The sequence below is a fragment of the Muribaculum sp. genome (assembly GCF_029051885.1).
Lineage (GTDB): Bacteria > Bacteroidota > Bacteroidia > Bacteroidales > Muribaculaceae > Muribaculum.
On the sequence record NZ_JAIDKI010000017.1, the window covers coordinates 1 to 24,736 of the forward strand.

Consider the following 24,736-nt stretch of genomic DNA (forward strand, 5'->3'; position numbering starts at 1 on the left):
TCTCGTGCGCTCGGAGAGGAGTATAAGAGACAAGAATCAGGATCAGAACAAGGACCAGAATAAAGACCAGAACAAGGATCAGCAGGACCAAAACAAAGACCAGCAGAACCAAAATCAGAATAAGGACCAGAACAAAGACCAGAATAAGGATCAGGATAAGGATAAAAACCAGAATCAGGATCAACAGAATCAGGACCAGCAGAAGCCTCAGCAGCAACCTCAGCAACAGCAGGGCGGTATCAGTGATGCGAATGCCCAGAAAATCCTCAAGACAATGGAGAATGAGGAGAACGCTACCCGACGTAAAGTCCAGGAAATGCAGAAGAAAGAGGCTCAGGGTGCACGCCGTGCCACCGGACCGCAGTGGTGATGTCGTGCTCCGACTTATATGTTACCGCGATGCTTTACCTGACAATGTTTTTGATTAAGATAAACAGAATATTGCAATGACACGAAGGATATTGATGGCCATGGTAATGATGGTGATGGTAGTTTTGACAGCCGTCGCCGAGACATCGTTCACGGTCATACCGCCGCGCACAGTGATTGCGGGCAATAAGTTCAATGTGACCTTCCGTCTTAAGGACGGTGAGGGCTCCGGACTGAAGGCTCCGGAAATTAAGGGGTGTACACTCCTTTACGGACCGTCCACTTCGCGTATGCAGAATTACCAGTGGGTCAACGGACAGGCTTCGTCGTCGACAACTGTCGATTATTCGTTTACCTACCGTGCCGACAATCCCGGCACATACACTATCGGTGAGGCGCGCATCACATCCGGAGGCAAGACTTACACTACACGTACAGCATCGTTTTCCGTGTTGCCCCCCGACCAGACCCAGCAGGGCTCACAGCCGTCGGCGCGTGTCGACGATATCGGCACACAGAGTGCCGACCGTGGCGTAAATGCCAACGATGTGCTCGTGCGCATTATCCTCAACAAGACCCGTGCTTACGAGCAGGAAGCAATACTGTGTACAATAAAGCTGTATACCAAGCATAGCATCAGCTCGTTCATACCTACCACTCAGCCGTCGTTCGACGGATTTCTCATCGACGAGATACAGCTGAACCCCACTCTCAACGAGGTAGAGCACTACAATGGGCAGAACTACATGACAGCCATACTTAAGCAGTGTGTGATATTCCCTCAGAAGTCGGGCCGTCTCACCATCAACTCCGGAAAGTATGACGTTACCGTCGTGCAGTATGAGCGTATGGGTGGATTCTGGGGAGGAAACCGACCTGTGGAACGTCAGATAAAGACTACCTCCAATTCGGCGTCAATCACAATAGATGCACTGCCGCAGCCACAGCCCGATGGATTCACCGGTGCTGTCGGACAGTTCTCTATCGACAGTCGCCTGAGCGGGCAGGTGTTCAAGACCAACGAGGCCGCTTCGCTTGTATATACGATTAAGGGTACCGGAAACATCAAGTATGTGAAAGAGCCTGTAATCGATTTCCCCTCGGAATTCGAACAGTACCAGCCGCAGACCGATATCGACTCACATATATCAGGCAGCAATGTCACCGGCACAATGACGGTAGATTACACGTTTGTGCCTCAGAGCGTTGGCTCGTTCACCATCGGTGCCGACAAGTTTGTGTATTTCAACCCCGAGAGCCGTCAGTACGTCACTCTCAGCACACCGTCATACGATATAAAGGTAACACAGGGAGCTGCTGCCTCGGCCGCAGTAGGCGGCAAGCAGAGCGTGTCGAGCAAAAACTCCGACATCCTGCATATCAAACTTGGCGACCTTGACCTGCAGAAGACACATACGTATGTCTACAACTCCTGGTGGTACTGGCCGTGCTACCTGCTTATGCTCGCTGTCCTTGTGCTGACAGTATGGCTCTACAGCAAGCAGGCCCGCCTCAACGCCGATGTGCAGGGAAGGCGTCTCGCACGTGCCGGAAAGGTTGCGCGCCGACGTCTGAAGAGCGCCAGCAAGGCAATGCTTGCACATGACTCCGACAAGTTCTATGCCGAGTTGCTCGGTGCCATATGGGGCTATCTCGGCGACAAGCTGGGCCTGCCTGCCTCGCAGCTTACACGCGACAATATCGCCGGACAGCTTGAGTCGTACGGTGCGCCCAAGGAACTTGCCGATACTTTCATCGGTCTTATCGACGACTGCGAGATGGCACGCTATTCTCCTGCACGCTCCGACGAGCAGATTGAGCAGCTTTACAATGAAGCATCGCGTGCGATGAACTCCATGGAAGGTATCAGAAAGAAATAACCATACTCCTCTATCACTCATAACATGAACTCCAGGATTATATACATGATATCTCTTCTGGCATTTTTATGCCAGTCGCTTACTGTCTCCGCCCAGTCACTGACACAGCGTGCCGACTCGGCATATGCCTCCGACAACTTTGCCGAGGCCACCGAACTGTATCTTCAGATAGCCGGGGAGGAGGGTACATCAAGCAACCTGTATTACAACATCGGCAACAGTTATTACCGTCAGGGGAAACCCGGTATGGCCATTCTTTACTATGAGAGAGCGCTACGTCTTGATCCATCGAATGCCGATGCGCGCACTAATCTTGAGTTTGTCAACTCAAGGATTACCGACGAGCCCGGCGACCGCGGCATGTTCATCTCCAACACCGTCAATGGCATTGCCTGCCGACTGCCTGGCAACGAATGGGCCGGCATAGCAATCGGATGCTTCATAATGCTGCTCGGAGCTGTCGCGCTCTATATATTCTCGTCCAATGTGCCGTTGCGCAAAGTCGGTTTCTTCGGCGGATTTGTGCTGCTTGCTTTATGTATTATAGCCAATGTGTTTGCATCGGTGTCGACACGTTATTCTACCAGCCATAATCAGGCAGTGGTGATTGACCCGTCGACGCTGCTGAGCACATCGCCCCGTGTGCCTAAAGACCGCTCTGAGGAGGCCATGCTGCTCCATGAGGGCACATGTGTAGAAATTCTTGATTCGGTCACAACACGTATCGACTCTACCGTGGTCAAGTGGTATGATGTGAAGGTCGACAACAGTCACCGTGCCTGGATCAACGGCAAAGCCATAGCTATAATATGATGTAGCTTATAAAGGCTCATAGCAGTGCCCTCCCGCCCCGATATCGATGGTTGCCTCGTGGCCCATCTGTCGAGCGGGAGGGCACTGCTGTGTCGGGTGTTTTTATGAAAATGTTGTAATACATCGTGTTAGGCTGATATTGCCAGTCTTTAGCATGAAAACATGTTTTAAAACAGAAAACTTTATAGGCCCTAAAATTTGTTTTTATTGTCGGAATAACCTAATTTAGGGATGTCAAGATACCGGGTATCGGCAGAGTGGCCGGTGCGGGTATCATACTGAATTTATTATTCACATTAAAATTATAGTATCATGACAAAGACTATTTCTTTCAATGACCTCCGCCGTATCAAAGACAGCCTTCCCGATGGCTCAATGCATAAAATCGCTGATAAACTCAATACAACCGTACAGACCGTCCGCAATTACTTCGGCGGCAGCAACTATGAGTTTGGCAACAACTGTGGCGTACACATTGAGCCGGGTCCCGACGGAGGAATCGTAGTGCTCGACGACACAACAATATATGATATGGCTGTCGCCATCCTCGAAGAAAACGCCGCAGAAAAGTAATATCATACATCCACACATTACCCTGCATCCATGTCATCAATGGCAGAGCCTCGTCTGATTACTGTAGCGATTCACACCTACGACCATGCTGTCGCCCTTAAATCATTGCTTGAGGGCGAGGGCGTGAAGGCTGTGCTGCAGAATGTCAACCTTTCTGCTCCGGTGGTAAGTTCGGGTGTCAGGGTGCGTATCCTCGAAAGTGATCTTCCGAAAGCTCTGCGCATAATAGAAAACCGCGACATATTTCTCCCTATGCCGGGCGACGGGGAGAAACGGCAGGACGGACATTTTATCCTGGTTCCTGTCGACTTCACCGAACACTCCATCAAAGCCGTGGATATTGCGTTTGGCATAGGTGCGCGCCATCATAGCCGCATAGTACTGCTGAATGCATTCCTTGACCCGGATATCGCTATACCGTCGCAACTCTCCGACACTCTCAGTTATGAGGATGTGGCCGATGCAGAGTTGCGACGTGAGCTTGATACCGAGGCCAGGCATACGATGGAACTGTTTGCCAAGCGTCTGCGCGAGCGAATAAAATCGTCGGAGCTCCCTGCTGTGAAATTTACCACAGAGGTGCTTGAAGGGCTTCCGGAGGAAGTAATCACCGAGTATGCTAAAGAAAATGTGCCATCACTGATAGTGATGGGCACACGCGAGAGCGACAAGAAAGGGCGCGAGCTTGTAGGCAGCGTCACGGCCGAGGTGCTTGACTCATGCCGGATTCCGATTATCACTATCCCGGAATCAGCATCATTCCACAACCTCTCCGACCTGCATCATGCCGTACTCTTCTGCAATCTCGACCAGGACGACATACTTACGATGGATGCGCTGTATGGTCTGTTTGCTGACCGTAATCTGAGTGTGACCCTTATCAGTATTCCTGACCGCAAGGGCGGACGACTGCGTCGCAAAGCACAGTCTGTGGAGCCGTTGCTGGAATATTGCAGGGAGCATTATCCGAGATTCAAGTATTATGGCGCCACTATGTCGCCGGGAAATGTCGTAGACGATTTCGAGGCTCTTGGGCGCGACAGGCATATTGACTTCATTGTAGTGTCAAATAAGAAGAAGAATATGTTTGCGCGGCTTTTCAATCCGTCGCTTGCACATCGTCTGCTTTTCCATGCCGACATTCCTATGATGGCAGTTCCGGTGTAAATCCAACACTTCTACAAAAAAAATTCAAGTAACCGCACTTATAGCCGGGCTATGTGACCACAAACCACAGGCCCGGCTATTTTCGTCTTATAGTGGTCTTTCCTGCCTCATTGGAGCATGCTAAAAATGAAGCGGAGGCCAATTCTGAGTTGTATCAGGATTGGTCTCCGCCGATTATCGGTTGCCTGCGGGGAAGTACCTTAGAGAGCGAAAGCGAAATCAAAAGCAAAAGCCCGGGATTGCCTACAAAAGCAAAAACACGCCTCCGAACAGTCAAGTCATCAATGGCGGAAAAAAGATGCAACCCCGGCCATACGGATTATGAAAAACCGCGGGAGCGGTTTCGCCTGTAATTGCATGATTATATGACGCCATGCAGGCGCCATGTTCATGCTAATGCACTGTCAGGTACTCCCCGCCATGCATTAGGAGCCCATATGCCGCAAATGGGACATCTCCGGCCCCGACCGATATGGAGTGCTTGTTAAGAACGTATCATGTAGTGTCATTGGTGTCGGTCAGTGTCATTGTTTTTCTTTCCCAGGCGAGACACGTCGTCGAAGATATTTTTCAGAGATGCCGGTATGATTATGCGGTATTCTGCGATTTCCTTCACCCGTTTTCTGATATCTTTAGCGAGCTCTGCCTCAAGTAGCCGGCGCTCTGCGTTGTGGCGTTTCATAGCCTCGGCATATTCGGTCTTTACCTTTACCTCCGATTCCATCACTGCTTTGCGGCAGTCGTATTTTATAGAGTTAAGCCGGGCCTGGGCCTCGCGGTATTGTTTCTGCAGTGAGAAATATGTGTCCTCGACAATAGTGTCGTTTACCGAGGGTGTGAAGGTGTATATGAGGGTATCCCGTCCGTCGCCTTTTACCTCGTGGGGCTTCGAGAGTCTTTCGGTAAGAGCGGCACGCGCTTTGGCGAAGTGTCCGCCGGGATGTATCTCTTCGCCGATTACGGCAGCCAGAGTCTCAAGTTCGTAATAGCGGTTGCGTTCGTCAAGCGACAGTGACGCATAATAGTCATCCTCAGTCAGGGCGGTTCCCATTTCCGGCTCTTTTTCAAGGGTAATGCCTTTCTCTTTGGCATAATCTTCGATAGTGAGCGACTCGGCCTCGTTTATTAGCCTCTCGCGGGCTTTTATGGCCTCTCTGAGCCATGCTATGAGCGATTTGGCTTGTGCTATGATACGGAGTCTGCCGGCTACGGAGAGCACATCGGCGTCAGTCGAGCCTTGCTGTAGCACATTGCGGGAATCTACGCCAATCAGTGATACTTCAGTAGTGTAAAACACAAGATTGGCAACCGAGCTGTCGAGGTTGCGTATCATTTCCTTAGCCATATTGGCGATATGGTTGGCTGAGGTCGAGGTGAGCCCTTCTCCGTCGGGGGAGAAAAATATCATATCCTTTTTCATAAGCATTGTCAGAGTTGGAGTACAGTTATACAACTGTTGGTGCGATAGATATATTGTGCCGATGTTTGGAAACTTTTGTTGATTAACGTAAATTTGCATCATATGAATTTATTTGAATATTATTACTCTTGAATTTTATGAGACAATCATTACTCACAGGGATATTTGCTGTTGCCTTCTATTCTGCGCCTATGCATGCCGCAGTTGTCATCGAAGAGGATTTTTCGAGATTTGTCAGCGGGTCGGATATCGCACCCGACAAGGAGAGTCCTGTAATCGTCGACGGTATCGTGCCGGCTGAGCTGACCGGTACTCCTGGGTGGAGCGGTATGGGTGTGTACCAGGCCGGAGGCTCTGCTTACATATCCGCGGGTGAAGGAAACCTTGCCACTCCGGCCATAAATCTCAGCGCCAACGGTGGCAACTATAAAATCATGTTCAGGGCAAAGGCCGATGCGGCTTCCACCCCTCTGATTATTATGGACACCCAGAACGGCAGCGGATATGGTTTCGCCACACTTACCGACGAATGGGCCGAATATTCAATGACAATGAACGGTGGCACACATGAGTCGGTAATTGTATTTTCAGGAATGTATGGCGGATATTGTATTGACGACATAGTAATTGACGACGGCGGGGTGGGGATTCCGGTACTGCTTCCGGCTACTGACTTTACGCGCGGGTCGTTTACCGCCAATTGGGAAGAGACAGTCGGTGCCGATTCCTATGCACTGAATGTATTTACATTGCGCTACGATCCGGTGACGACAATATTCAAAAGGGATTACCTGCTTGAAGGCTACATTGTGGAGGGCACAAGCCATATCGTTGATGGCATAGACTTCGGCACGCCTTATTATTATACTGTGAGCGGACGCCAGGACGGTAATGTCACATTCGAGCAGGAGATGCCAATGAGGGCCATTCCCGAGGCTGTGTCGGCGCCTGTGGCTTATGCGGCTACCGAAGTGGGCGGTGACAGTTTCACCGGTTCATGGTCGGAATCGGATCTTGCCACTGTATATGCCATGCATGTCGTGAAGGTGCATACCGCGCGTCGGGCTGAGAGTTACGATATAGTGAATACTGATTTTTCATATATACGCACGGAGGGTACCGTGGATAAGCCGCAGAAGGAACTGCAATATCGTCTTGATGGCGACTGGGAGGTAGTGATGCCTGCTCTTGCCCAGGGAATGCTCGGGCTTAACAATCAGGATTTCAGCTTGTTTGATGACGCTATGCTTGTATCGCCCGTCTACGACCTGTCGGTAGGTGGTGGACATGTAGTCATATCGTTCGATGCTATGGGACGCCGCAATATGACAGGTGGATTCGTGGCTGTGGGGCGCTATACTGATGCGGGTGGCGTAGAGTATGTCGACCGTAAGGATTTTGATGTCACAGAGGATATGGCGTCATTTCATTTTGATTTCTATGGAGGCACGGCAAGGTCATTCATTATCGTGTCGTCGGAAATGCTCGGTATGCTCTTTATCGACAACCTGCGGGTGTCGGTCGACATGAATGCCGGAGAGTCGCTTCTTGTGCCTGTGCGCACGTATGACACGGAATATACCTCATGTACGGCTTCTAATCTCGGCCTCGGGCGCGACGATATTGCCGGATACTATGTCACGGGTATCTATCGCGACAATGCCGGGCAGTTCCCCGAAGTAGTGAGCGCGATGTCCAACTCGGTAGTCGTCAGCGGCCTGTCGGGTATCAGCGATACTGATATTGATGCGGCAGATGTTTCCGTGACGGTGGTAGACCGTAATATCCGCATTTCCAATCCATCGGGCTGCTGCGTCGGTGTATGCTCGGCCGATGGTCGCAGGATAGTTTGCGATTGCTCAGGTGCGGCGACGGTGAGCTGCGACGAGCTGTCGCCAGGCATTTATATAGTGACAGTCGGCACACAGGTATTCAAGGTCGTCGTAGACTGAGCGACGCTCTTAGCTATAAAAAAACTCAGCGCCAACCCTTGTTGAGGGTTGGCGCTGAGCCTTTTTAATTTGGGATGTATTATTTCGAGAGATATGCCTTGATGTTGGCAAGTACGGCGTCAACAGTAAAGCCGAATTTCTCGTCGAGTACCTTGTAGGGAGCCGATGCACCGAAATGGTCGAGACCGAACACTTCGCCGTTGGCACCTACGACACCGCGCAGAGTGGATGGGAGTCCGGCGGTGAGGCCGAATACCTTGCCGTCAGCGGGGATTACACTGTGACGGTACTCGGAGCTCTGACATTCGAAGAGTCCGATTGAGGGTACCGACACTACGCGTGCGGCGATGCCTTCCTTGTCGAGTTGGGCGGCAACGTCGACAAGCAGAGACACCTCAGAACCGTTGGCAACGAGTGTCACAGCCGGATTCTCGGCCTGCTTCACGATATATCCGCCCTTCTCGGCTCCGAGAGCCTCGCGGTAGCGGTTGCCCGATGTGGCGGGAAGGTCGGGGATGTTCTGGCGCGAGAGGATGAGGGCGGTAGGAGTCTTGGTGTTCTCCATGGCCATCTTCCAGCATACAGTGGTCTCGGCGGCGTCGCCCGGACGGAGCACGAGTACCGAAGGCTCGCCCTTGAAGTTGCGCAGCTCTTCCATAAGGCGTATCTGTGCTTCCTGCTCAACAGGCTCGTGTGTAGGTCCGTCCTCGCCTACGCGGAATGCATCGTGTGTCCAGATGTATTTCACGGGGAGTTCCATAAGCGCGGCCATACGTACCGCAGGCTTCATATAGTCGGAGAACACGAAGAATGTGCCGCATGCGCCGATAAGGCCGCTGTGGAGGGCGATACCGTTCATTATGGCAGCCATGGTGAGCTCGGCCACACCGGCATGGAGGAATGCACCCGAGAAGTCGCCGTTGGTGAATGCGTGGGTGTTTTTGAGGAATGCGTCGGTCTTGTCGGAGTTGGCGAGGTCGGCCGATGCGACAATCATGTTGCCTACCTTCTTGGCGAGTTCGGCGAGCACGTCGGCCGATGCCTGGCGGGTGGCGATATTAGGTTTGTGGGCGATATTCTCCCAGTCGATTTCGGGGAGTTTGCCTGCGATATAGCTGTCGAGCAGGGCGGCCTTTTCGGGATTTGCCTCGCGCCATGCCTTTTCAGCCTCGCGACGCTCTTTCACGATAGTGCGGAGCTTCTCGCTGCGTGCGTCGTAGAGAGCCTTTACGTCGTCCCAGATGTGGAATGGGTCGGCGGGATCTGCGCCGAGGTTCTCCATTGTCTTCTCGTAGCTTGCACCCGATGCGCTCAGAGGGTTGCCATGGGTCGAGCATTTTGCCTCGTAGCATTCGCCGTCGGCTGTCACTGCTCCACGGCCCATGATTGTCTTGCCGATGATGATGGTCGGGCGCTGCTTCTCTTCGATTGCAGTCTCGAGAGCTCCGGCCATTGCTATTGGGTCAGTACCGTCAACTTCGATTACATTCCAGTGCCATGCGCGATACTTTGCGGCAGTGTCCTCGGTAGTCACGGCATTGACTTCGGTCGACAGCTGTATGTCGTTGCTGTCATAGAACATGATGAGGTTGCTCAGACCGAGGTAACCGGCGAGGCGTCCTGCGCCTTGTGATATTTCTTCCTGGATACCGCCGTCAGAGATGAAGGCATATGTCTTGTGGCTCAGCCAGTCGCCGAAGCGGGCCTGAAGGAAACGCTCTGCGATGGCACATCCTACAGCCATTACATGGCCCTGTCCGAGGGGTCCGGAGGTGTTCTCTACGCCGCGTTCGGGATGTAGCTCGGGATGGCCGGGAGTCACGCTTCCCCACTGGCGGAAGCCTTTGAGCTCTTCAATAGTATACTTGCCGGTAAGGGCGAGTACAGCATATAACATGGGGGACATGTGTCCCGGATCGAGGAAGAAACGGTCGCGGGCAATCCAGGTGGGATTGTCGGGATCGGTAACAAGGAAGCTGGAGTAGAGCACGTTGACGAAATCGGCTCCGCCCATAGCGCCTCCGGGGTGTCCGGATTTGGCTTTCTCGACCATTGAGGCTGCGAGCACGCGGATGTTGTCGGCAGCGCGGTTCATGACTTTAGTGTCCATTTTATCTTTTGATTTAGAGAATGATATGTCTTTCTATCGGTTATGGATATCGCTTGATTGAGAGAAAAGATATATTGTATGATGTACAATAAGTGTTCTGATGGTTTAACGCGCGTTAAACGGATATTATTGTGTGCAGGTGAAATATCCTCTGTTATACAATGCTTGCCGGCAACTTGTGGTAGTGTCGGCAAGCATGGTATTCAGATTTCAGACAGGTCTCCGCAGAGCCTGCTTAGATTGCGATGTAGTGTATCAGGCTGCATTCTGGATGGTGTCGTCAACCGGTATGTCGGTGTTGACATTCTTGCATCCTACGAGGCCGTAGAAGAGGAGGTAGGCGAGCATTGCCACTACGAGCCAGTATGATTCCATATAGCCTACGTTGTCGGCAATCCAGTTCTGTATCAGAGGCATCACGCCGCCGCCTACAACCATCATCATGAATATGCCGGAAGCCTGTGCGGTGTACTTGCCGAGACCCTCAACGGCGAGGTTGAAGATACCGCCCCACATTACCGATGTGCAGAGGCCGCAGAGCACGAGGAAGAGAGCTTTGGTGGGCACCTCTACGATTGAGAATCCTTCATTGGATGCGTAAGAAGGCATGTTGATGGTATAGCTGTCGGAGAGGAAGATTGCTATGCAGATAAATGCGATGGCTGTTATTGACACGGCAATGAGCTGTGTGCGGCTCGATACCTTGCTGGAGATAGCAGAGGAAATCATACGTCCGCAGAGCATGAGGAGCCAGTAGATGGCGGCTACACCGCCGGCTACGGCAGCCGAACCGGTAACGGAGGTCAGATAGAAGATAAGCACACCGGGGATACCGATTTCGATACCTACATAGAAGAAGATGCCGATAACGCCGAGCACGGTGTGGCGGAAGTTCCAGGGAGAATGGGCCATTTCCACTTTCTTGACTCCTTCTTTGCGGAGGTGGGGCTCAGGGATGGCTACAGCCGAAATCACGAGGAATGCGACTACAAACACACCCATGGCGATAAAGAGCAGCGGAGCCACATTGCCCATGGTGGTCTTGTCGGAAACCTCGCCTACGAGCATACCTACTACGAGCGGGGTGAGAGTTCCGGCGAGTGAGTTGAGTGAGCCGCCGGCCTGTACCATCTGGTTGCCCTTGTTGCCGCCGCCGCCGAGCATGTTGAGCATCGGGTTGACCACGGTGTTGAGCATACATACGCAGAAACCGCAGATGAATGCGCCCAGGAGGTATATGATGAAGTTGAGGGTCACAACCTGGTCGCCTACGTTGAAGAGGCCTGCTTCGGCGCCTACTTTGCCGGAAAGCCACTGGAATACGAGGCCGATAAAGCCAACGGCCATAGCCCAGAGGGCGGTTTTCTTATAGCCGATTTTTACGAGGAGATTGCCGGCCGGAATGCCCATGAACAGATAGGCGAGGAAGTTCATCATGTTGCCGAGCATGCCCGACCATGTATACTGGGTCTTCCAGATAGTTCCGATAGGAGCGGCGAGGTTGGTCACGAAAGAAATCATTGCGAAGAGGAAGAACATCGCGATGATTGCAATCAGCCTGCCGTTAGTTGATTTTGTTTGAGCGGTTTCCATTGCTGATCGATGATTTTTCTTGGGTTGTTTTAATTTTGATATTTTAGGTTAAGTAGAATTCAATAGGTAAAATTATAAAAAATATGCTTTACGGCAGTAACAACATGCTGTAAAACATATCTTGATGATTGCTCAGAGCAATGTCGGAGAGTCGGACGCCGCCTCAGCCGGCAGCATGAATCAGGTCAGTACTCGCGCGCGCCGAATATGTCGGTGCCTATGCGCACCATGGTACTCCCCGCGTCGATGGCCATGCTGAAGTCGTCGCTCATACCCATCGATATGGTGTCGAATGTGTCAGCGTCGGCAAACAGGCCTTCGCGCAGCTGCCTGAAAACTCGCGCTATTTCTGCGAAATCCGCTGCTATGCGGTCGGTGTCGTCGGTGAGCGACGCCATGCCCATCACACCGCGTACCCTTACCGAAGGAGTGTCGGCGGGCTGCCATTGCGCCGGGAGCTCGACGAGCAGTTCGTCGGTGGTGAATCCGAATTTAGTCTCTTCCCGGGCCACATGCACCTGTAGCAGCACGTCGACGGTGCGGCCTATGCGTGCGGCCTCACTGTCGACCGTACGCAACAGCCTTAGCGAGTCGATGCTGTGAATCAGACTGGCGTGGGGCACTACCTGGCGTACCTTGTTGGTCTGGAGATGTCCGATGAAGTGCCAGCGCACGTCGGAGGGCATGGCCGGAGCTTTGGCGGAGAGTTCCTGGGCGCGGCTTTCGCCGAAGTCGCGCTGGCCAGCGTCGTATGCCTCGCGAATGGCCTCGACGGGGTGGAATTTCGACACGGCAACCAGTGTCACACCCTGGGGGATGCGGCTTCGTATATCAAGCAGACGTGATGTTACCGACGGCATGGCTGGGTGGGGTGTTATTCGGCTGTCTGACCTTCGAGTTTGGCCTTGTATACATCCATAAGCTGGGTCTCGGCTATCGAGCTTACCTCGAAGTCGGCCATGGTGCCTTTCATCCCTTCCATGAAGTGGTCGAGAGCGCCACGGAAGTCGTTGGCGGCAACAAGGATATGGGAGGTAGTCTTCTTCTCTACGGCAGTCTTCTCGTCGAGAGTGATGAAGCTGACCTTTACGTGATACCACTTGTCGGCGGTGTCGTCCCAGAAAATTTCAGTGAAATTCGTACGCTTTACAGCAGATACCGAGAAGTCGCCGGATATATAGGGAGTCACCTCCTCGATTATACGGGCTTCTGCCTCTGTAAAACTGAGGGCATCAACAAGATAGGGCTCATTTGCCTTCTTGACCGAGCCGTTTTCCTGTATTTTGTCATAGCGCACTTTGCATTCAAACCATGTACTCATAGGTATAAAATTTCTATTGTTGGATTTTACGGACGGCAAATTTACGAAAAAGTTTTGACAGCATATGGATGCGATTTCTAAATATAACTTAAGAGCTTGTTTAATAAGACCCCGTTCCCCAATATTTGTTAACGCTGGGGCGGTCAGTCGTCGAGCAGATTTGTCGCGTATATCCTGGCCGCTTTTCGTCATGTTATATCGCTGGCGTGTTGTATGAAAAAAAGAATGGGAAATCCTTCACGGGCTTCCCATTCTCCTGCTTTTTTTGAATTCCCAATAACCTAAAACAAAAATATTTCCTTTATTAGTTGATTGTCAGTAATTGTATATATAGAGTGTTGGTATTTTACTCTGAATGGTCGACTTTGTGGCGCAGATTGAGCAGCGGGAGGAGGAACGATATTATCGATGCTCCGAGCCAGAATATCGCTACCGGGGTGAAGTTGTAGTGGTTCACTCCGTCGACTACGGTGATATTGTCGTTGATGAGCCATCCCGAGGCCACATCCTGTATGCCCGCGGCTACGTACGAGGCTATTCCTACTACTCCGAGAGCGGCTCCGGTGGCGCGGCGCGGCACAATGTCTACGGCCATCAGTCCGCCAAGGAAGCAGATGAGCACTCCGATGGCGATACCGAAGAGTATCATGGAGAGGATGTTGATCCACATGGCGTTGCCTCCGAACAGGAACAGGGCGAGAGCCGTTGCGTTGAGCACACCGAATATCAGGGCCGGAATCTGGCGGTCGCCCTTGAAGAGTTTGTCGGAGAACCATCCCGAGAGTACGGTGCCGGCGATGCCGAGCAGGGCGTTGATGGAGATAATCGACAGAGCCTCGACGTCGGTAAATCCTTTCTGCTCCTGTAGGAAGAGCATGCCCCAGCCGTTGATGGCATAGCGCGAGATATACATGAAGGCGCTTGCGGCTGCCAGTACCCATACGGCCGGAGTACGCAGCACCATCTTCTGTATATCCTTGGTCGACATCTTGTCGTCCTTCCCTTTCTTTTCGCCGGAAAGTGCCTCGATAGACGGGAGTCCGTGAGCACCCGGATGGTCATGCAGGAAGAAAATCACAAGGGCTATGCCTATGGCGCCGGCTATGGCCGAACCGAAGAAGCCCGACTGCCACCCGGCTACTGCCACTATCGAGCCTACGAAGAGAAAAGAGAAGAACTCACCGAGATTGTGGCTTGCTGAGAAGAAGCCATAGTAGGTGCCGCGCTCTTTAAGCGGGAACCATCGTGAAAGGCTGATAATGGCAGGAGGTGCGCCCATTGACTGTGCCCATCCGTTGAAGCACCACATTATGGCGAAGCATGTACACATTACCGCTCCGGGGATGGCGCTTGAGGCGATGCCCATCATGCCCATGAAGGCGTTGGCAAGGGCCGAGATGATAAGGCCGGTGGCCATGAAGCGCTTGATGTTGCAGTAGTCGGCGATGAAGCCGTTGACAAACTTGCCTATGGCGTAGGCGAATAGGAGCGCCGAGCTGATTATGCCGAGCTGAGTGGCGTCGAGAGCGCCGCTGTCGATAATCGGCTTTTTCATCACGTTGAGCGACGTGCGGCACACATAGTAGAGGCTATAGCCGATGGTGGCGGCGAAAAAAGCCTGTAGACGGAGTTTTTTGTAGAATTTCGTGCGCGCTTCGTCCGACGGGAATTCCCGCTCGTCAGCCGTAGGGCTGATGGAGTAGAACGAAGCTATCTTGGAGAATATCGAGCGAGAGCCGGAGGCTCCGATTGTTGCTGTGTCGGTAGGCATTATTCGTGGAGGTTACGTGAACGTAGATATCCGAGAAGTAGTTGGGGACGGTCGGTCTGGATGATGGTGGCGCCCATGTCTACGAGTTGGCCGTAGATTTCGGCGGGATTGCCGTCGAACGCTGCGTCATCCTCGAGTCCGCCGCAGAGGTTTGACCACAGCGAGTTGACCCACAGTTTGGAGGGCTGGGCCACGATTGCTGCCATGCATTCGGTGACGGCGGGTGTCATTCGGTCCCAGCATACCTCGTAGGCAAGAGGCACGGTGTTGGTTGTCATGTACTCCTTGAAGAGTTTCTCACCCTTGGGCTTGAGGATGTCGATGATAGGCATGTACATCATGTTGTGTTTGTGCGATGCCATTTTCTTGGCCACGGCCTTTACCGGTTTTTTCCCTTTGATGAGCAGCTGGTCGGTCATTCCCAGCGAGTCGGAAATCGGGAGTATGAGGTCGTAGTAGTCGTAGCCTTTGTCGATATTGATTACGATGCGGTCCTTGCAGAGTTCGAGAGCCTCGCGCAGGGTAGGCATCTTGTGGCGGGTGGCTACGCCGTGGCCGCTCTTGAGATTGACATGCGTGATGGAGTCGTAGGTGATGTCGGCGATGAGGCCTTTGCCGGTAGTGGTGCGGTCGATTGTGCGGTCGTGGCATACGACAAGCACACTGTCCTTGGTGAGGGCGAGGTCGATTTCAACAATGTCGGCGCCCATCTTTATCACGCTCTCCATTGCGGCGATTGAGTTTTCAGGATAGTTGCGCCAGTCGCCGCGATGGCATGCCACAAGCACTGTCTTTGATGAGGGGTTGTGGATTTCCCTTATGATAGACTCTGCGCGGTTGCCTCCGGCCATGGCCGATATGGCCATCAGAATAAATGAAATTGCAAGAACTGCCTTTTTCATGATGAGTAGGTGTTGCGGTATTCTTTAGGGTTGGTTAATAATTCTGAAACAAGGCTAAGTCGGATTGGCCTTTGCTATAATGAAACTTCACCCCGGGAAAACTACCAATGCCCGGGGTGAATTTAATTATTTTTAACTAAAAACGGGCTATTACCAGTTGAGTACCCTTACTTTGTACACATCCATATCGGTGATGCTGATGGTGCCGGCCATTGATGATGCTGCCGGGTCGGTGGCATAGCGCAGTGTGTGGGTCGACCACGACTGTGTGCCTTCGGGCACAGTGGCGTCGGTGTACCACAGCTCCGAGGTGAGCGGATTGTAGTTGACCGACTTGAGCTGTGTGGAAGCGGCGAAGTGGGGCATCTCAGTGAACGACTCGGAGTTTACATCAAACAGGTAGGCACGCACTCCGGCCACTACCAGGGTAGTCGCATCGGCAAGGCTTATGTCGTGGTTGCTCCCCTGCGGTGTGGTTATGCTCTTTTCGAGCTTTAGCTTCGGGGCAGAGGTGTCCCAGTCCTGGAGGCTGTATACGTTGATCTGCCTGTTGCCTATGGCATAGAGGCGCTGGTTGCTTTCACACCATGTGACTCCGTGGGCCGAAACCAGTGGCGAGCTGTCGAGCAATACGTTTGACTTGGCTGCGTCATACAGGCGTACCTGATTGTGGTTGCTTGTCGTTCCGTCGCTGCAAGCCACTACTATGCGGTTGCCGGGAAGCAGTTCGGCAGAGTGGGCGTTGGCGCAGTCGAGCGCATGGAACAGTACCTGCTTGGAGGCTTTGTCCAGGAGTACACACCAGTTGTAGGAACTTGACACGAGTATCTTCGAGCCGTTGTCGACGGGCTTGCAGTCATCGATGTGGTCACATCGTGATTTGGCTATGCCGAGTATGTCGGCGGCATCTTCGGCCTCCCAGGTCCATTCCAGGCCGGCCTTGTAGTCGGCTCCCATGCACTGGGCTACATTGACAATGTGCACCTTGTCGCTTCCGCCGATGAGCAGATGTGACGGTTCGGTATCAGAGGCGCTGTTTGTGATGAATATTTCGCCGGATTCGAGTATTGCAGGAGATGACGATGTCACATTGAATGAATGTCCGTCGGTGGTGTTGACTGTAACGGTGTATCCTTCAGTCAGTGTCACCGGAGCTACCTGTACGGCGATTGTGGTACCGTCGAGCGCACAGCTGACGGGGGTTGCCAGATCTACATGAGCTGTTTCGGCATCGGCCGAGAATGCCCATGTGGCAGCGTCGATGCTTACATGGCCGGCCAGTTTCTCTCCGGCGTTTCCTCTTACATCGATGCTCTCTACAGTATAGTTGCCGCGGCTAATGCTTACCATCATCAGGGCCGGGAACTGGCGTAGGGTGATGTCGCATCCTTCGTAGGATGAGATTGCCTGTGTGTCGGCTCCGATGAGCAGGGGAGTTACGGTGCCGTCCTGTATGGCGGGTATCTCAAGGCCAACTTCACCGTTGCCTACCGTTACAGGTGCATCTGTAGGCCAGTAGCTGACTACTGTGGCGGCTCCCGGAGCTTTTACAGTGAACAGGAAAAGCGATGATGTCTGCCCGGGACGAATTGGCGATGCCATGTAGGAGCTTCCGTCGGATGCGAGCCTCAGTATAGCCTGGTCGTCGCTGTTCCATTTAAGCTGTGTCGATGCTCCGTTGGCGTCGAAGTAGCGTGAGAAGCCGATGTTGACCTTCGCTGCGCGTTCGTTCACGGCATCGAAGTCTTTATCGTCATCGTCGGAGCATGCCGTGGCCGAGAAGGCCAGGCATGCACCCATGATGAGGTTGAATATCATTGTATTTCGTGGGGTGAACATAATTATCAGGTTTTATTAGGTTATTTAATGCAGCATGAACCGCACAGGTCGCCGCCGTGGGTCGACCATCCCGGAGCACGGTCGTAGCCTACGCCGATGCCTACGAGCTTGCCGTTGATACCCTTGTCACCTACCAGGGCGCTGTATACTACCCCGTTGAGCAGGTTGTTGCCTCCCATCTGCTTGTCGGCTGCGTCGGTGTCGTTGCCGATGCGGGTGTCGGATATCAGATTGCCGGTGGGGCTGAATACAAACAGTTTGTTGCCTTTCTGTCCGGAGGTGATGTAGAAGTTGCCCTCAGTGTCGACACACGGGTGGGAATAGTTGAAGGCATTGTTGCCGTCGAGGCCTTTGTAGTTCCACTTTTCGTTGAGGTTGCTGTCGAAGCAGTAGGCATAGCTGTCCTTGCTTCCTGCGAATACGTCGCCGTTGGGAGCTACTACAGGCTCATACATGTTGTTGGGGCTTGCGCTGGTGCATACTTTGCTGTCGATGAGCACGGTATGGTCGGTGATGTCGATTTTCGACATGCAGCCGTTGTTTTGAGGCACATACACGGTGCGTTTGTCGGCTGCTACGGCAAAACCGGAGATATCGGTCATCTTCTTTTCGAGGGTTATTTTAGCTGTCTCGGCGCCGGTCTCGGCGTTGAGGAAGAAGATTGCGGTGCCGTTGGTGCCGACTACCAGCTCATTGCCGTTGACAAGCAGGCCGGCGCACTGTGTGCCGAGGCTTACGCCCCACTTCTTGGCTCCTGTGGCGGCATCGATGGCAAATGCATTGCCGGCGCGGTCGCCGATGTATACTACTGTGCCTGCTGCGTTGACTGCCGGGGCTGCCGCCTGCATCGACTGTGCTTCGGTGAATGTCCAGCGGAGGTTGCCTTCGTCGCTTACGCAGTAGAACTGTCCTGCGGTCTGTGTGCCGAAATATATGTCGCCATTTACGGGGTTGACTGTAAGCATGTTGTAGCTGCCCGACTTGGCGGCAGGCTCATATTGCCATTTCTTTGCTCCTGAGGCGATGTCGAATGCGTAGAGTACGGTCACCTTGTTGAAGGTGATGATGTACAGTGTGCTTCCGTCGGGAGAGAATACGGGGCAGGTGCCTTTGAAGCCGTTCCAGTTGGTGCCGTCCTGTACCCATTCGGTGTTCCAGATGGCATATTCGCGCACGTTCATCTCGATGTTCCATTCGCGTGTGGCTGTACCGATCTGTGCGGAGAGTTTCACAATCTGTGTGCCGGCCGAGGTAAACGCGTAGTCAATCTCGTCGCCGCTCTTTACGATGTTGCCGGGGAATGTCCAGGTAACATTGCCTGCGTTGGTGTATGCCTCTCGGTTGAAGGTGAAGTGTACGGGCATGCCCACAGCAGTCTCGGTGGTGCTTACGAAGTAGGGAATAGCCAGTGTAGGCATAGCCTTTACTGTGGCGGGAGCCGATTGGCCACGGTCGTAGTCGGCCACGAGGGTGAATGTGTAGTTGATGTCGTTGGTCAGCTGGTCGACGGTAACGGTTTCGGTGTCGGCGTCAAGGTTCATGGTCTTGACATCAGACGGGTTGTTCTCGCCGGAATATGTGAGAGTATATCCCTTGACCAGGAGCGAGGGGCGTGTCCATGTCAGCACTACCATTTCGCTTGTAGCGTCGGCTGTGAGGTCGGCTACGGGGAAACGCGATGTCGATGGCTTGGCAATGGCGGTTACTGCGCCGGATATCAGTTCGCCGTATACAGCCTGTACGTCGAATGAGTACTGGTAGTCGTTGACGAGCGATGCGATAGTATATGTGTATTCGCTGAGTTTGCCGGTGCGGTATGACACGGTTTCCGACTCCGGAGTCTTATAGGTGATAATGAAGTCGGAGGGATTCCATCCTTCGGGCATTGTCCATGTCACTACGGCCTCTTCATCGCCTGGTACGGCCTTCAGATTCTCGACCTGCGGGCGCGGGGCTCCGGCTTCGACCACCTCGTCGTCCCAGCATCCGGTGAAGCCCACAAGCATCCCTGCGAGCATTAGTATGTTGATAAGTTTTTTCATTGTGTCAGAAATGATTGGTTAGGAATTGTAGCCAGGATTCTGCCAGAGGATAGAGGCGTTGTTGACAATCTCTATCTGATTCTGGGGAATTGGGAAAATCAGATTGTGCTCGTCGAGCGTGAAACCTGCGGCGCGCATTGTCTCGATGGCGAGGCCGAGGCGCACGAGGTCGAACCACCGGTGTCCCTCAAGGGCGAATTCACGTCCGCGCTCGTCGGCAAGGGCTCTGATAAACTGGTCGCGGGTCGATACTTCGGCGGTTGTGAGCTCGGAGAGGCCGGCGCGGGTGCGGGTCTTGTTGAGCCATACCAGGGCGTCGCTTACTGAAGTCTCGGCGAGGGCTTCGGCATACATGAGGGTTATGTCGGCATAGCGCAGGAAGGGGAAGTCGTTGCCTACATGGGAGGTGTAGGTGGCATCGTATTCGTCATACCATTTTTTGAGTACGTAGAGCGAGCCTTGCTTGATGTATTCCCAGATGAGGGGACGGCGCAGGTCGTCGGTCGAATACAGAGCACGGAGCTCGGGCGATGGAGAGTTGATTTCGCTGAGCACGTTGGACTTCTGCGAGTACCAGTGTCCGTGGCCTTCACCGTTGGTCTTCTCGTAGTGGAGCACGAATATGAGTTCTTTATTGAACTTCTTGTTTACGTCAAACACGTCGGCGGGGTTGTCCATCAGTCCGTAGGATGTGTTTTTGATGGCTTCGTCGAGCGAGGCTCTGGCCTCGGCGTGGCGCTTGAATGTGAGCTGTACCTTGGCCAGGAGGGTCCATGCCGCGATATCTGTCACTCGGGCTTTTTCAGCTCCGGCTTTTGCGGGGAGCAGGGAGGCTGCTTCTGTGAGGTCGGATACGAGCAGATTGTACATCTCCTGTTCGGAGCAGCGCGGTATGCTTTTTGCCGCCTCGGGGTTGACTACATTGCGGGCGATAGGCACTACTCCGAAGGCACGGTAGAGGTTGAAGTAGAACCACGAGCGGATGAAAAGGGCCTCTCCGCGGTACTGGCGGTAGTTGGGCAGCGACTCTTTTCCGTCCATATGGTCGAGCACGTCGTTGCAACGGTATATGCCGTTGTACCAGGCTTGCCACACATCGGCGCAGATGCCGTTGGAGGGTACGTCCTGGAAGTGGTCGATATCGTAGCGGTCCTGTGTCGATGTGGCCATGGCCAGGAGGGTGCTCTCGTCAGAGCGGTAGCCGAGTTCGGTTATGTAGTATCCGCTCTGGGTCTTCAGTTTGGCGTAGCATGAGCGCACACCCTGGTTGAAGTCGTCGTCGCTCTGGTAGAAGTTGCCTTCGGTGATTTCATTGGCGGGATATTGCTCGAAGAAGCTGTCGCCACATGATGTGAGCACTGCTCCGCAGAGCATACAGCCCGCTATGGTGATATGTTTGAATTTCATCTTTCAGTGTCAGATAAGGATGATAATATATGAGGGATTAGAGGCTGAAGTTGAGACCGAATGTGACGGTGCGCGACAGCGGGTAGGAGCAATAGTCCTCGCCGGGACGGAGGGCATCGTCGGAGCGCTTGTTAACTTCGGGGTTGTAGCCGGTATATTTTGTCCATGTAAAGAGGTTGGTGCCCTGTACGTAGACGCGCAGGTGCTTGATTCCGGCGCGGCTGAGCCATGCCTTAGGCAGGGTGTAGCCGAGCGAAAGGTTCTGCAGGCGCAGGTAGGAGCCGTCCTCGATATGGAATGTTGAGGTGCAGGAGCCGTTGTTGCCGGTCGACTTGCGGGTGGCCTTGTTGAGCTCGCCGTAGGGGAAGCGCTGGAGCGACTCTTTCATCATGTTGGACGAGCCTTCCATGTTGAGCAGGTAGCGGCGCTCGAGGTTGAGGATTTCATTGCCGTATACGCCCTGGAAGTTGGCGGCGAGGTCAAATCCCTTGTATCCGAGGTTAAGGCCGAATCCGTAGTAGAAGTCGGGCTGATAGTTTCCGACGATGGCGCGGTCGGCGTCTTTTTCAAGGATGCCGTTGCCGTTGACGTCGACAAAGCGGAAGTCGCCAACCTCGGTGGTGGGGAAGTGGGGGTAGGAGTCGAGTTCCTGCTGATTGTGGAATATGCCGTCCTGAATCATCAGGTAGTAGCATCCTACAGGCTGGCCAACGCGGGTGAGGTAGTAGCCTCCGGCATAGCTCGATTCCTTGATGATGTCGGCATCGCCGTCGCCGAGGTGGAGCACCTTGTTGCGGTTGAGCGACCAGTTGGCGTTGAACGAGTAGGTGAAGTCACCGAAGCGGTGGTCGGAAGCAATCTGTAGCTCGATACCCTTGTTTTCCATCGAGCCGATGTTGACGTTGGATGTGTCAAATCCGGATACCTGGCTTACGGGCACGTCGAAGAGCATGTTGGTTGTCTTTGAGTAGTAGGCGTCGGCGGTGAAGCGTACGTAGCCGTTGAGGATGTTGAAGTCGACACCGGCGTTCCATTGCGTATTTTTCTCCCAGCCGAGCTCGTTGTTGGCTATCTGCGATGGGTAGATTACCGAGTTGAGTCCGGCTCCGAGGTCGATGTTGGTCGGCTTGTAGAGGGCGAGATAGGCCGAGTTGCCGATCTGTGCGTTACCGGTCTGGCCTACCGACGCACGTATCTTGAGGTCGTTGAGCCAGGTGGCGTCGCGGAGGAAGTTTTCGTCGCTGACACGCCATCCGAGCGATGCGGCGGGGAAGTAGCCCCAGCGTGTGGCGGGAGCGAATCGCGAGCTGCCGTCGCCGCGGATTGAGGCCGACACCATGTAGCGTCCCTTGTAGGAGTACTGTGCGCGCACGAGCCATGAGGCGAATGTGTAGCTGTAGCGGTTGTCGAGTGTGTTGTCCTGGTCGATGGTCTTACCCTTTGTGGTGCGTATCTTGTCGTCGCCAGGGGTGCCGATGGCGTAGATCTGCGATGTGCGGATAGTCTGTTTTTCAGCCTCCCATACGGCCACTGCGTTGATGCTGTGGTCGTCGAACGTGCGGTTGTAGTTGAGCTGTCCGGTCATTGTCCAGTGGAAGTAGCTGTTGTCCCAGTGGCGCGCTTTGGGCGAAGATGGCTTGCCGTGGTTGGCCATCTTTTTCTCCTCGATGTAGCTCGGGCGGTAATAGTCGCGTGTATAGCTGTAGAAGTCGCCGCCGACAGTGAATTTGGCTTCGAGGCCCTTTATGATTTCGTAGCCTACATATATGTTGCCGAGCAGGTTGATTTTGTTGCGCTTGTCGTCGATTTCATTTGCGAGCAACACGGGGTTCATACATTCGTTGTACTGGGTGTCCCACGGGTCGAGGCGCAACAGGCCGTTCATGTCCTGGTTGTAGCTGCCGTCGCGGTTGTACACGGGGAATATCGGGGCGCTCTGCAGGGCGCAGGCGATTACACCGTCGTCGTTGTACTGGGCGTCGGCCGACACATAGTTGGTCTGGGAGTACGACGGGGAGAAGCTGATGCCGTACTTCAGTTTGCCGCGGTTGCCGTCGATGTTGGCGCGTGCGCTGAAGCGCTCGAAGTCGCTGCCGATGATGGTACCCTCGCGGTAGAGATAGCTTCCGCCTACATAGTAGCGTACTGACGGGGTCTTGCCCGATACGCTGAGGGCATGCTTGGTCGATATGGCTGTGCGGAATATCTCGTCCTGCCAGTCGGTGTTGGTAAGAGTGCCTGTGCGGTCGTCGAGGTAGGCCTGTATGATGGGGTTGACGCGCTGGTAGCTTGATGGGCGCGAATCGTAGGGGTCGCCGATGCTTGCTCCGGGAGTCTGGCTCAGGTATGCGCCGTCGCGAGCTTCCTTAAACATTGTCGCGAATTCGTAGGCGTCGAGCATGTCGATTTTCTTCGACACGTTGGACCATCCTACTTGACCGTCGTAGGAGATGGTCGGCTTCTCTTCCTTACCGCGTTTTGTGGTGATGATTACTACGCCGCAAGAGCCGCGCGAGCCGTAGATGGCGGCAGCCGATGCGTCTTTGAGCACCTCGAGGCTCTCGATGTCGGAGCTTTCGATGTTGGCGAATGCGCGGGCGTCGGAGGGCACACCGTCGATTACGTATAGAGGGTCGTTGCCCGATGTGGCCGACTGGATGCCGCGGATACGTATAGATACGTTGCCGTCAGGCTGTCCGCCGAGCGAGAGCACCTGTACGCCGGGCATCTTGGCAGCCATGGCGTCGCGGAAGTCGCTTGTGGGGGTCTTGGCGAAATCCTCGGCCTTTATCGAGGTGATTGATGTGGTGACGTCGCGCTTGTTCTGCACGCCGTAGCCCACTACCACTACGTCGTCGAGCATTGTAGCCTGTGGCTGTATGTTGAAGTTGATGCTGCTCTCACCTGAGGCGAGCTGCTTCTCCTCGGGCTTGTAGCCTACGTACGACACTACCAGTGTAGGGCGTGTCGACGATACATTGAGCGAGAAGTTTCCGTCGAAGTCGGTGGCTACGGCTTCTTTGGTGCCCTTGACGGTGACGGTGGCTCCGATTACCGGCTCGCCGGCCTCGTCAAGCACCTTACCTGATATCTTGCGTCGCGCCGATGCCTTGTCGGCCTCCTTTGTGTCGGCGGCATTGTCGCGGGTTATTACGATTTTATTGCCGTTGATGCTGACTTTTGCACCGGGTATGGCTTCGGCCACGATTGAGGCGATCGAGCGGTCGCTGGCCTTTATGGTGACACGCTTGCCGGAGCTGATATCATCGTCGGCATATGCAAATGTATATTTGCTGTTGGCCTCGATGGTGTGGAGCAGCTCTTTTACGGTGACGTTTTTCACGTCGATGCTTACCGTCGGGGCCGCGGCGAACGCCGGTACCGAGGCAGCACAGAAAAGCACTGCCGGCAAAGCATGCCGTATGACGCCTTTCATTACGCTATTTGCTGTCATATGATCAGATGTAGGGTTAGGGATGATTAAGGTTTCGTTGTATTGGGTGCCGCCAAGGCGGCGGAGTGGGGGAGAGGAGCCGGGTGGAGGTGGAGGAGAACTATGGAGCCGCAGGGTGGGGAG

General features: G+C 53.8%; 16 protein-coding genes and 1 pseudogene. 6 read left to right on the top strand and 11 right to left on the bottom strand.

The window, feature by feature from the left end; all coding sequences use genetic code 11:
- The 5 genes and pseudogenes from K2I50_RS00590 to K2I50_RS00610 all read left to right on the top strand — a co-directional run.
- Positions 1–370 (top strand): annotated as a pseudogene (locus tag K2I50_RS00590) (hypothetical protein); the annotation flags it as partial.
- Between the two features lie 76 nt (positions 371–446).
- Positions 447–2,249 (top strand): aerotolerance protein BatD, encoded by a 1,803-nt coding sequence (batD, locus tag K2I50_RS00595; RefSeq protein WP_301024312.1) that lies wholly within the window; start codon positions 447–449, stop codon positions 2,247–2,249.
- A gap of 45 nt (positions 2,250–2,294) precedes the next feature.
- Positions 2,295–3,062, top strand: a complete 768-nt coding sequence (locus K2I50_RS00600; protein ID WP_301024313.1) for a tetratricopeptide repeat protein — start codon at positions 2,295–2,297, stop codon at positions 3,060–3,062.
- A 312-nt stretch (positions 3,063–3,374) separates the two neighbouring features.
- Positions 3,375–3,635 (top strand): DNA-binding protein, encoded by a 261-nt coding sequence (locus K2I50_RS00605; RefSeq protein WP_301024314.1) that lies wholly within the window; start codon positions 3,375–3,377, stop codon positions 3,633–3,635.
- A gap of 30 nt (positions 3,636–3,665) precedes the next feature.
- A complete protein-coding gene (locus K2I50_RS00610) occupies positions 3,666–4,802 on the top strand; it encodes a universal stress protein (protein ID WP_301024315.1) in 1,137 nt (378 codons plus the stop codon).
- A 505-nt stretch (positions 4,803–5,307) separates the two neighbouring features.
- On the opposite strand, the gene K2I50_RS00615 is transcribed toward K2I50_RS00610, so the two are convergent.
- Positions 5,308–6,210: a hypothetical protein gene (locus tag K2I50_RS00615; RefSeq protein ID WP_301024316.1), complete on the bottom strand. Its 903-nt coding sequence runs from the start codon at positions 6,208–6,210 to the stop codon at positions 5,308–5,310.
- Between the two features lie 149 nt (positions 6,211–6,359).
- On the opposite strand from K2I50_RS00615, the gene K2I50_RS00620 reads away from it, so the two are divergent.
- On the top strand, positions 6,360–8,174 hold the full coding sequence (locus K2I50_RS00620) for a hypothetical protein (protein WP_301024317.1): 1,815 nt from the start codon (positions 6,360–6,362) through the stop codon (positions 8,172–8,174).
- 79 nt (positions 8,175–8,253) lie between these two features.
- Here K2I50_RS00620 and K2I50_RS00625 read toward each other — a convergent pair whose 3' ends face one another.
- From K2I50_RS00625 to K2I50_RS00670, 10 genes are all read right to left on the bottom strand, one after another.
- Positions 8,254–10,284, bottom strand: coding sequence for a transketolase family protein (locus tag K2I50_RS00625; protein ID WP_301024318.1), 2,031 nt, complete (start codon positions 10,282–10,284; stop codon positions 8,254–8,256).
- Positions 10,285–10,539: 255 nt separating this feature from the next.
- A complete protein-coding gene (locus K2I50_RS00630) occupies positions 10,540–11,877 on the bottom strand; it encodes an MFS transporter (RefSeq protein ID WP_301024319.1) in 1,338 nt (445 codons plus the stop codon).
- A gap of 185 nt (positions 11,878–12,062) precedes the next feature.
- Positions 12,063–12,737, bottom strand: coding sequence for a YggS family pyridoxal phosphate-dependent enzyme (locus tag K2I50_RS00635; RefSeq protein WP_301024320.1), 675 nt, complete (start codon positions 12,735–12,737; stop codon positions 12,063–12,065).
- A 14-nt stretch (positions 12,738–12,751) separates the two neighbouring features.
- The gene (locus tag K2I50_RS00640) at positions 12,752–13,204 is read right to left on the bottom strand and encodes a DUF4494 domain-containing protein (protein WP_301024326.1); all 453 of its coding nucleotides are present in this window, start codon (positions 13,202–13,204) and stop codon (positions 12,752–12,754) included.
- A 340-nt stretch (positions 13,205–13,544) separates the two neighbouring features.
- Complete coding sequence (locus tag K2I50_RS00645) at positions 13,545–14,969, bottom strand: MFS transporter (RefSeq protein WP_301024321.1); 1,425 nt, start codon at positions 14,967–14,969, stop codon at positions 13,545–13,547.
- On the bottom strand, positions 14,969–15,871 hold the full coding sequence (locus K2I50_RS00650; RefSeq protein ID WP_526022932.1) for a glycerophosphodiester phosphodiesterase family protein: 903 nt from the start codon (positions 15,869–15,871) through the stop codon (positions 14,969–14,971). Before K2I50_RS00650 ends, K2I50_RS00645 begins: the two co-directional genes overlap by 1 nt.
- 150 nt (positions 15,872–16,021) lie before the next feature.
- Positions 16,022–17,710, bottom strand: a complete 1,689-nt coding sequence (locus K2I50_RS00655; RefSeq protein ID WP_301024322.1) for a DUF6528 family protein — start codon at positions 17,708–17,710, stop codon at positions 16,022–16,024.
- Positions 17,711–17,730: 20 nt separating this feature from the next.
- A complete protein-coding gene (locus tag K2I50_RS00660; RefSeq protein ID WP_301024323.1) occupies positions 17,731–19,752 on the bottom strand; it encodes a BamB-related PQQ repeat family beta-propellar protein in 2,022 nt (673 codons plus the stop codon).
- Between the two features lie 18 nt (positions 19,753–19,770).
- Entirely contained in the window at positions 19,771–21,159 is a 1,389-nt protein-coding gene (locus tag K2I50_RS00665) for a RagB/SusD family nutrient uptake outer membrane protein (protein ID WP_301024324.1), read from the bottom strand.
- 37 nt (positions 21,160–21,196) lie between these two features.
- Entirely contained in the window at positions 21,197–24,613 is a 3,417-nt protein-coding gene (locus K2I50_RS00670; RefSeq protein ID WP_301024325.1) for a SusC/RagA family TonB-linked outer membrane protein, read from the bottom strand.
- Positions 24,614–24,736: the final 123 nt, after the last annotated feature.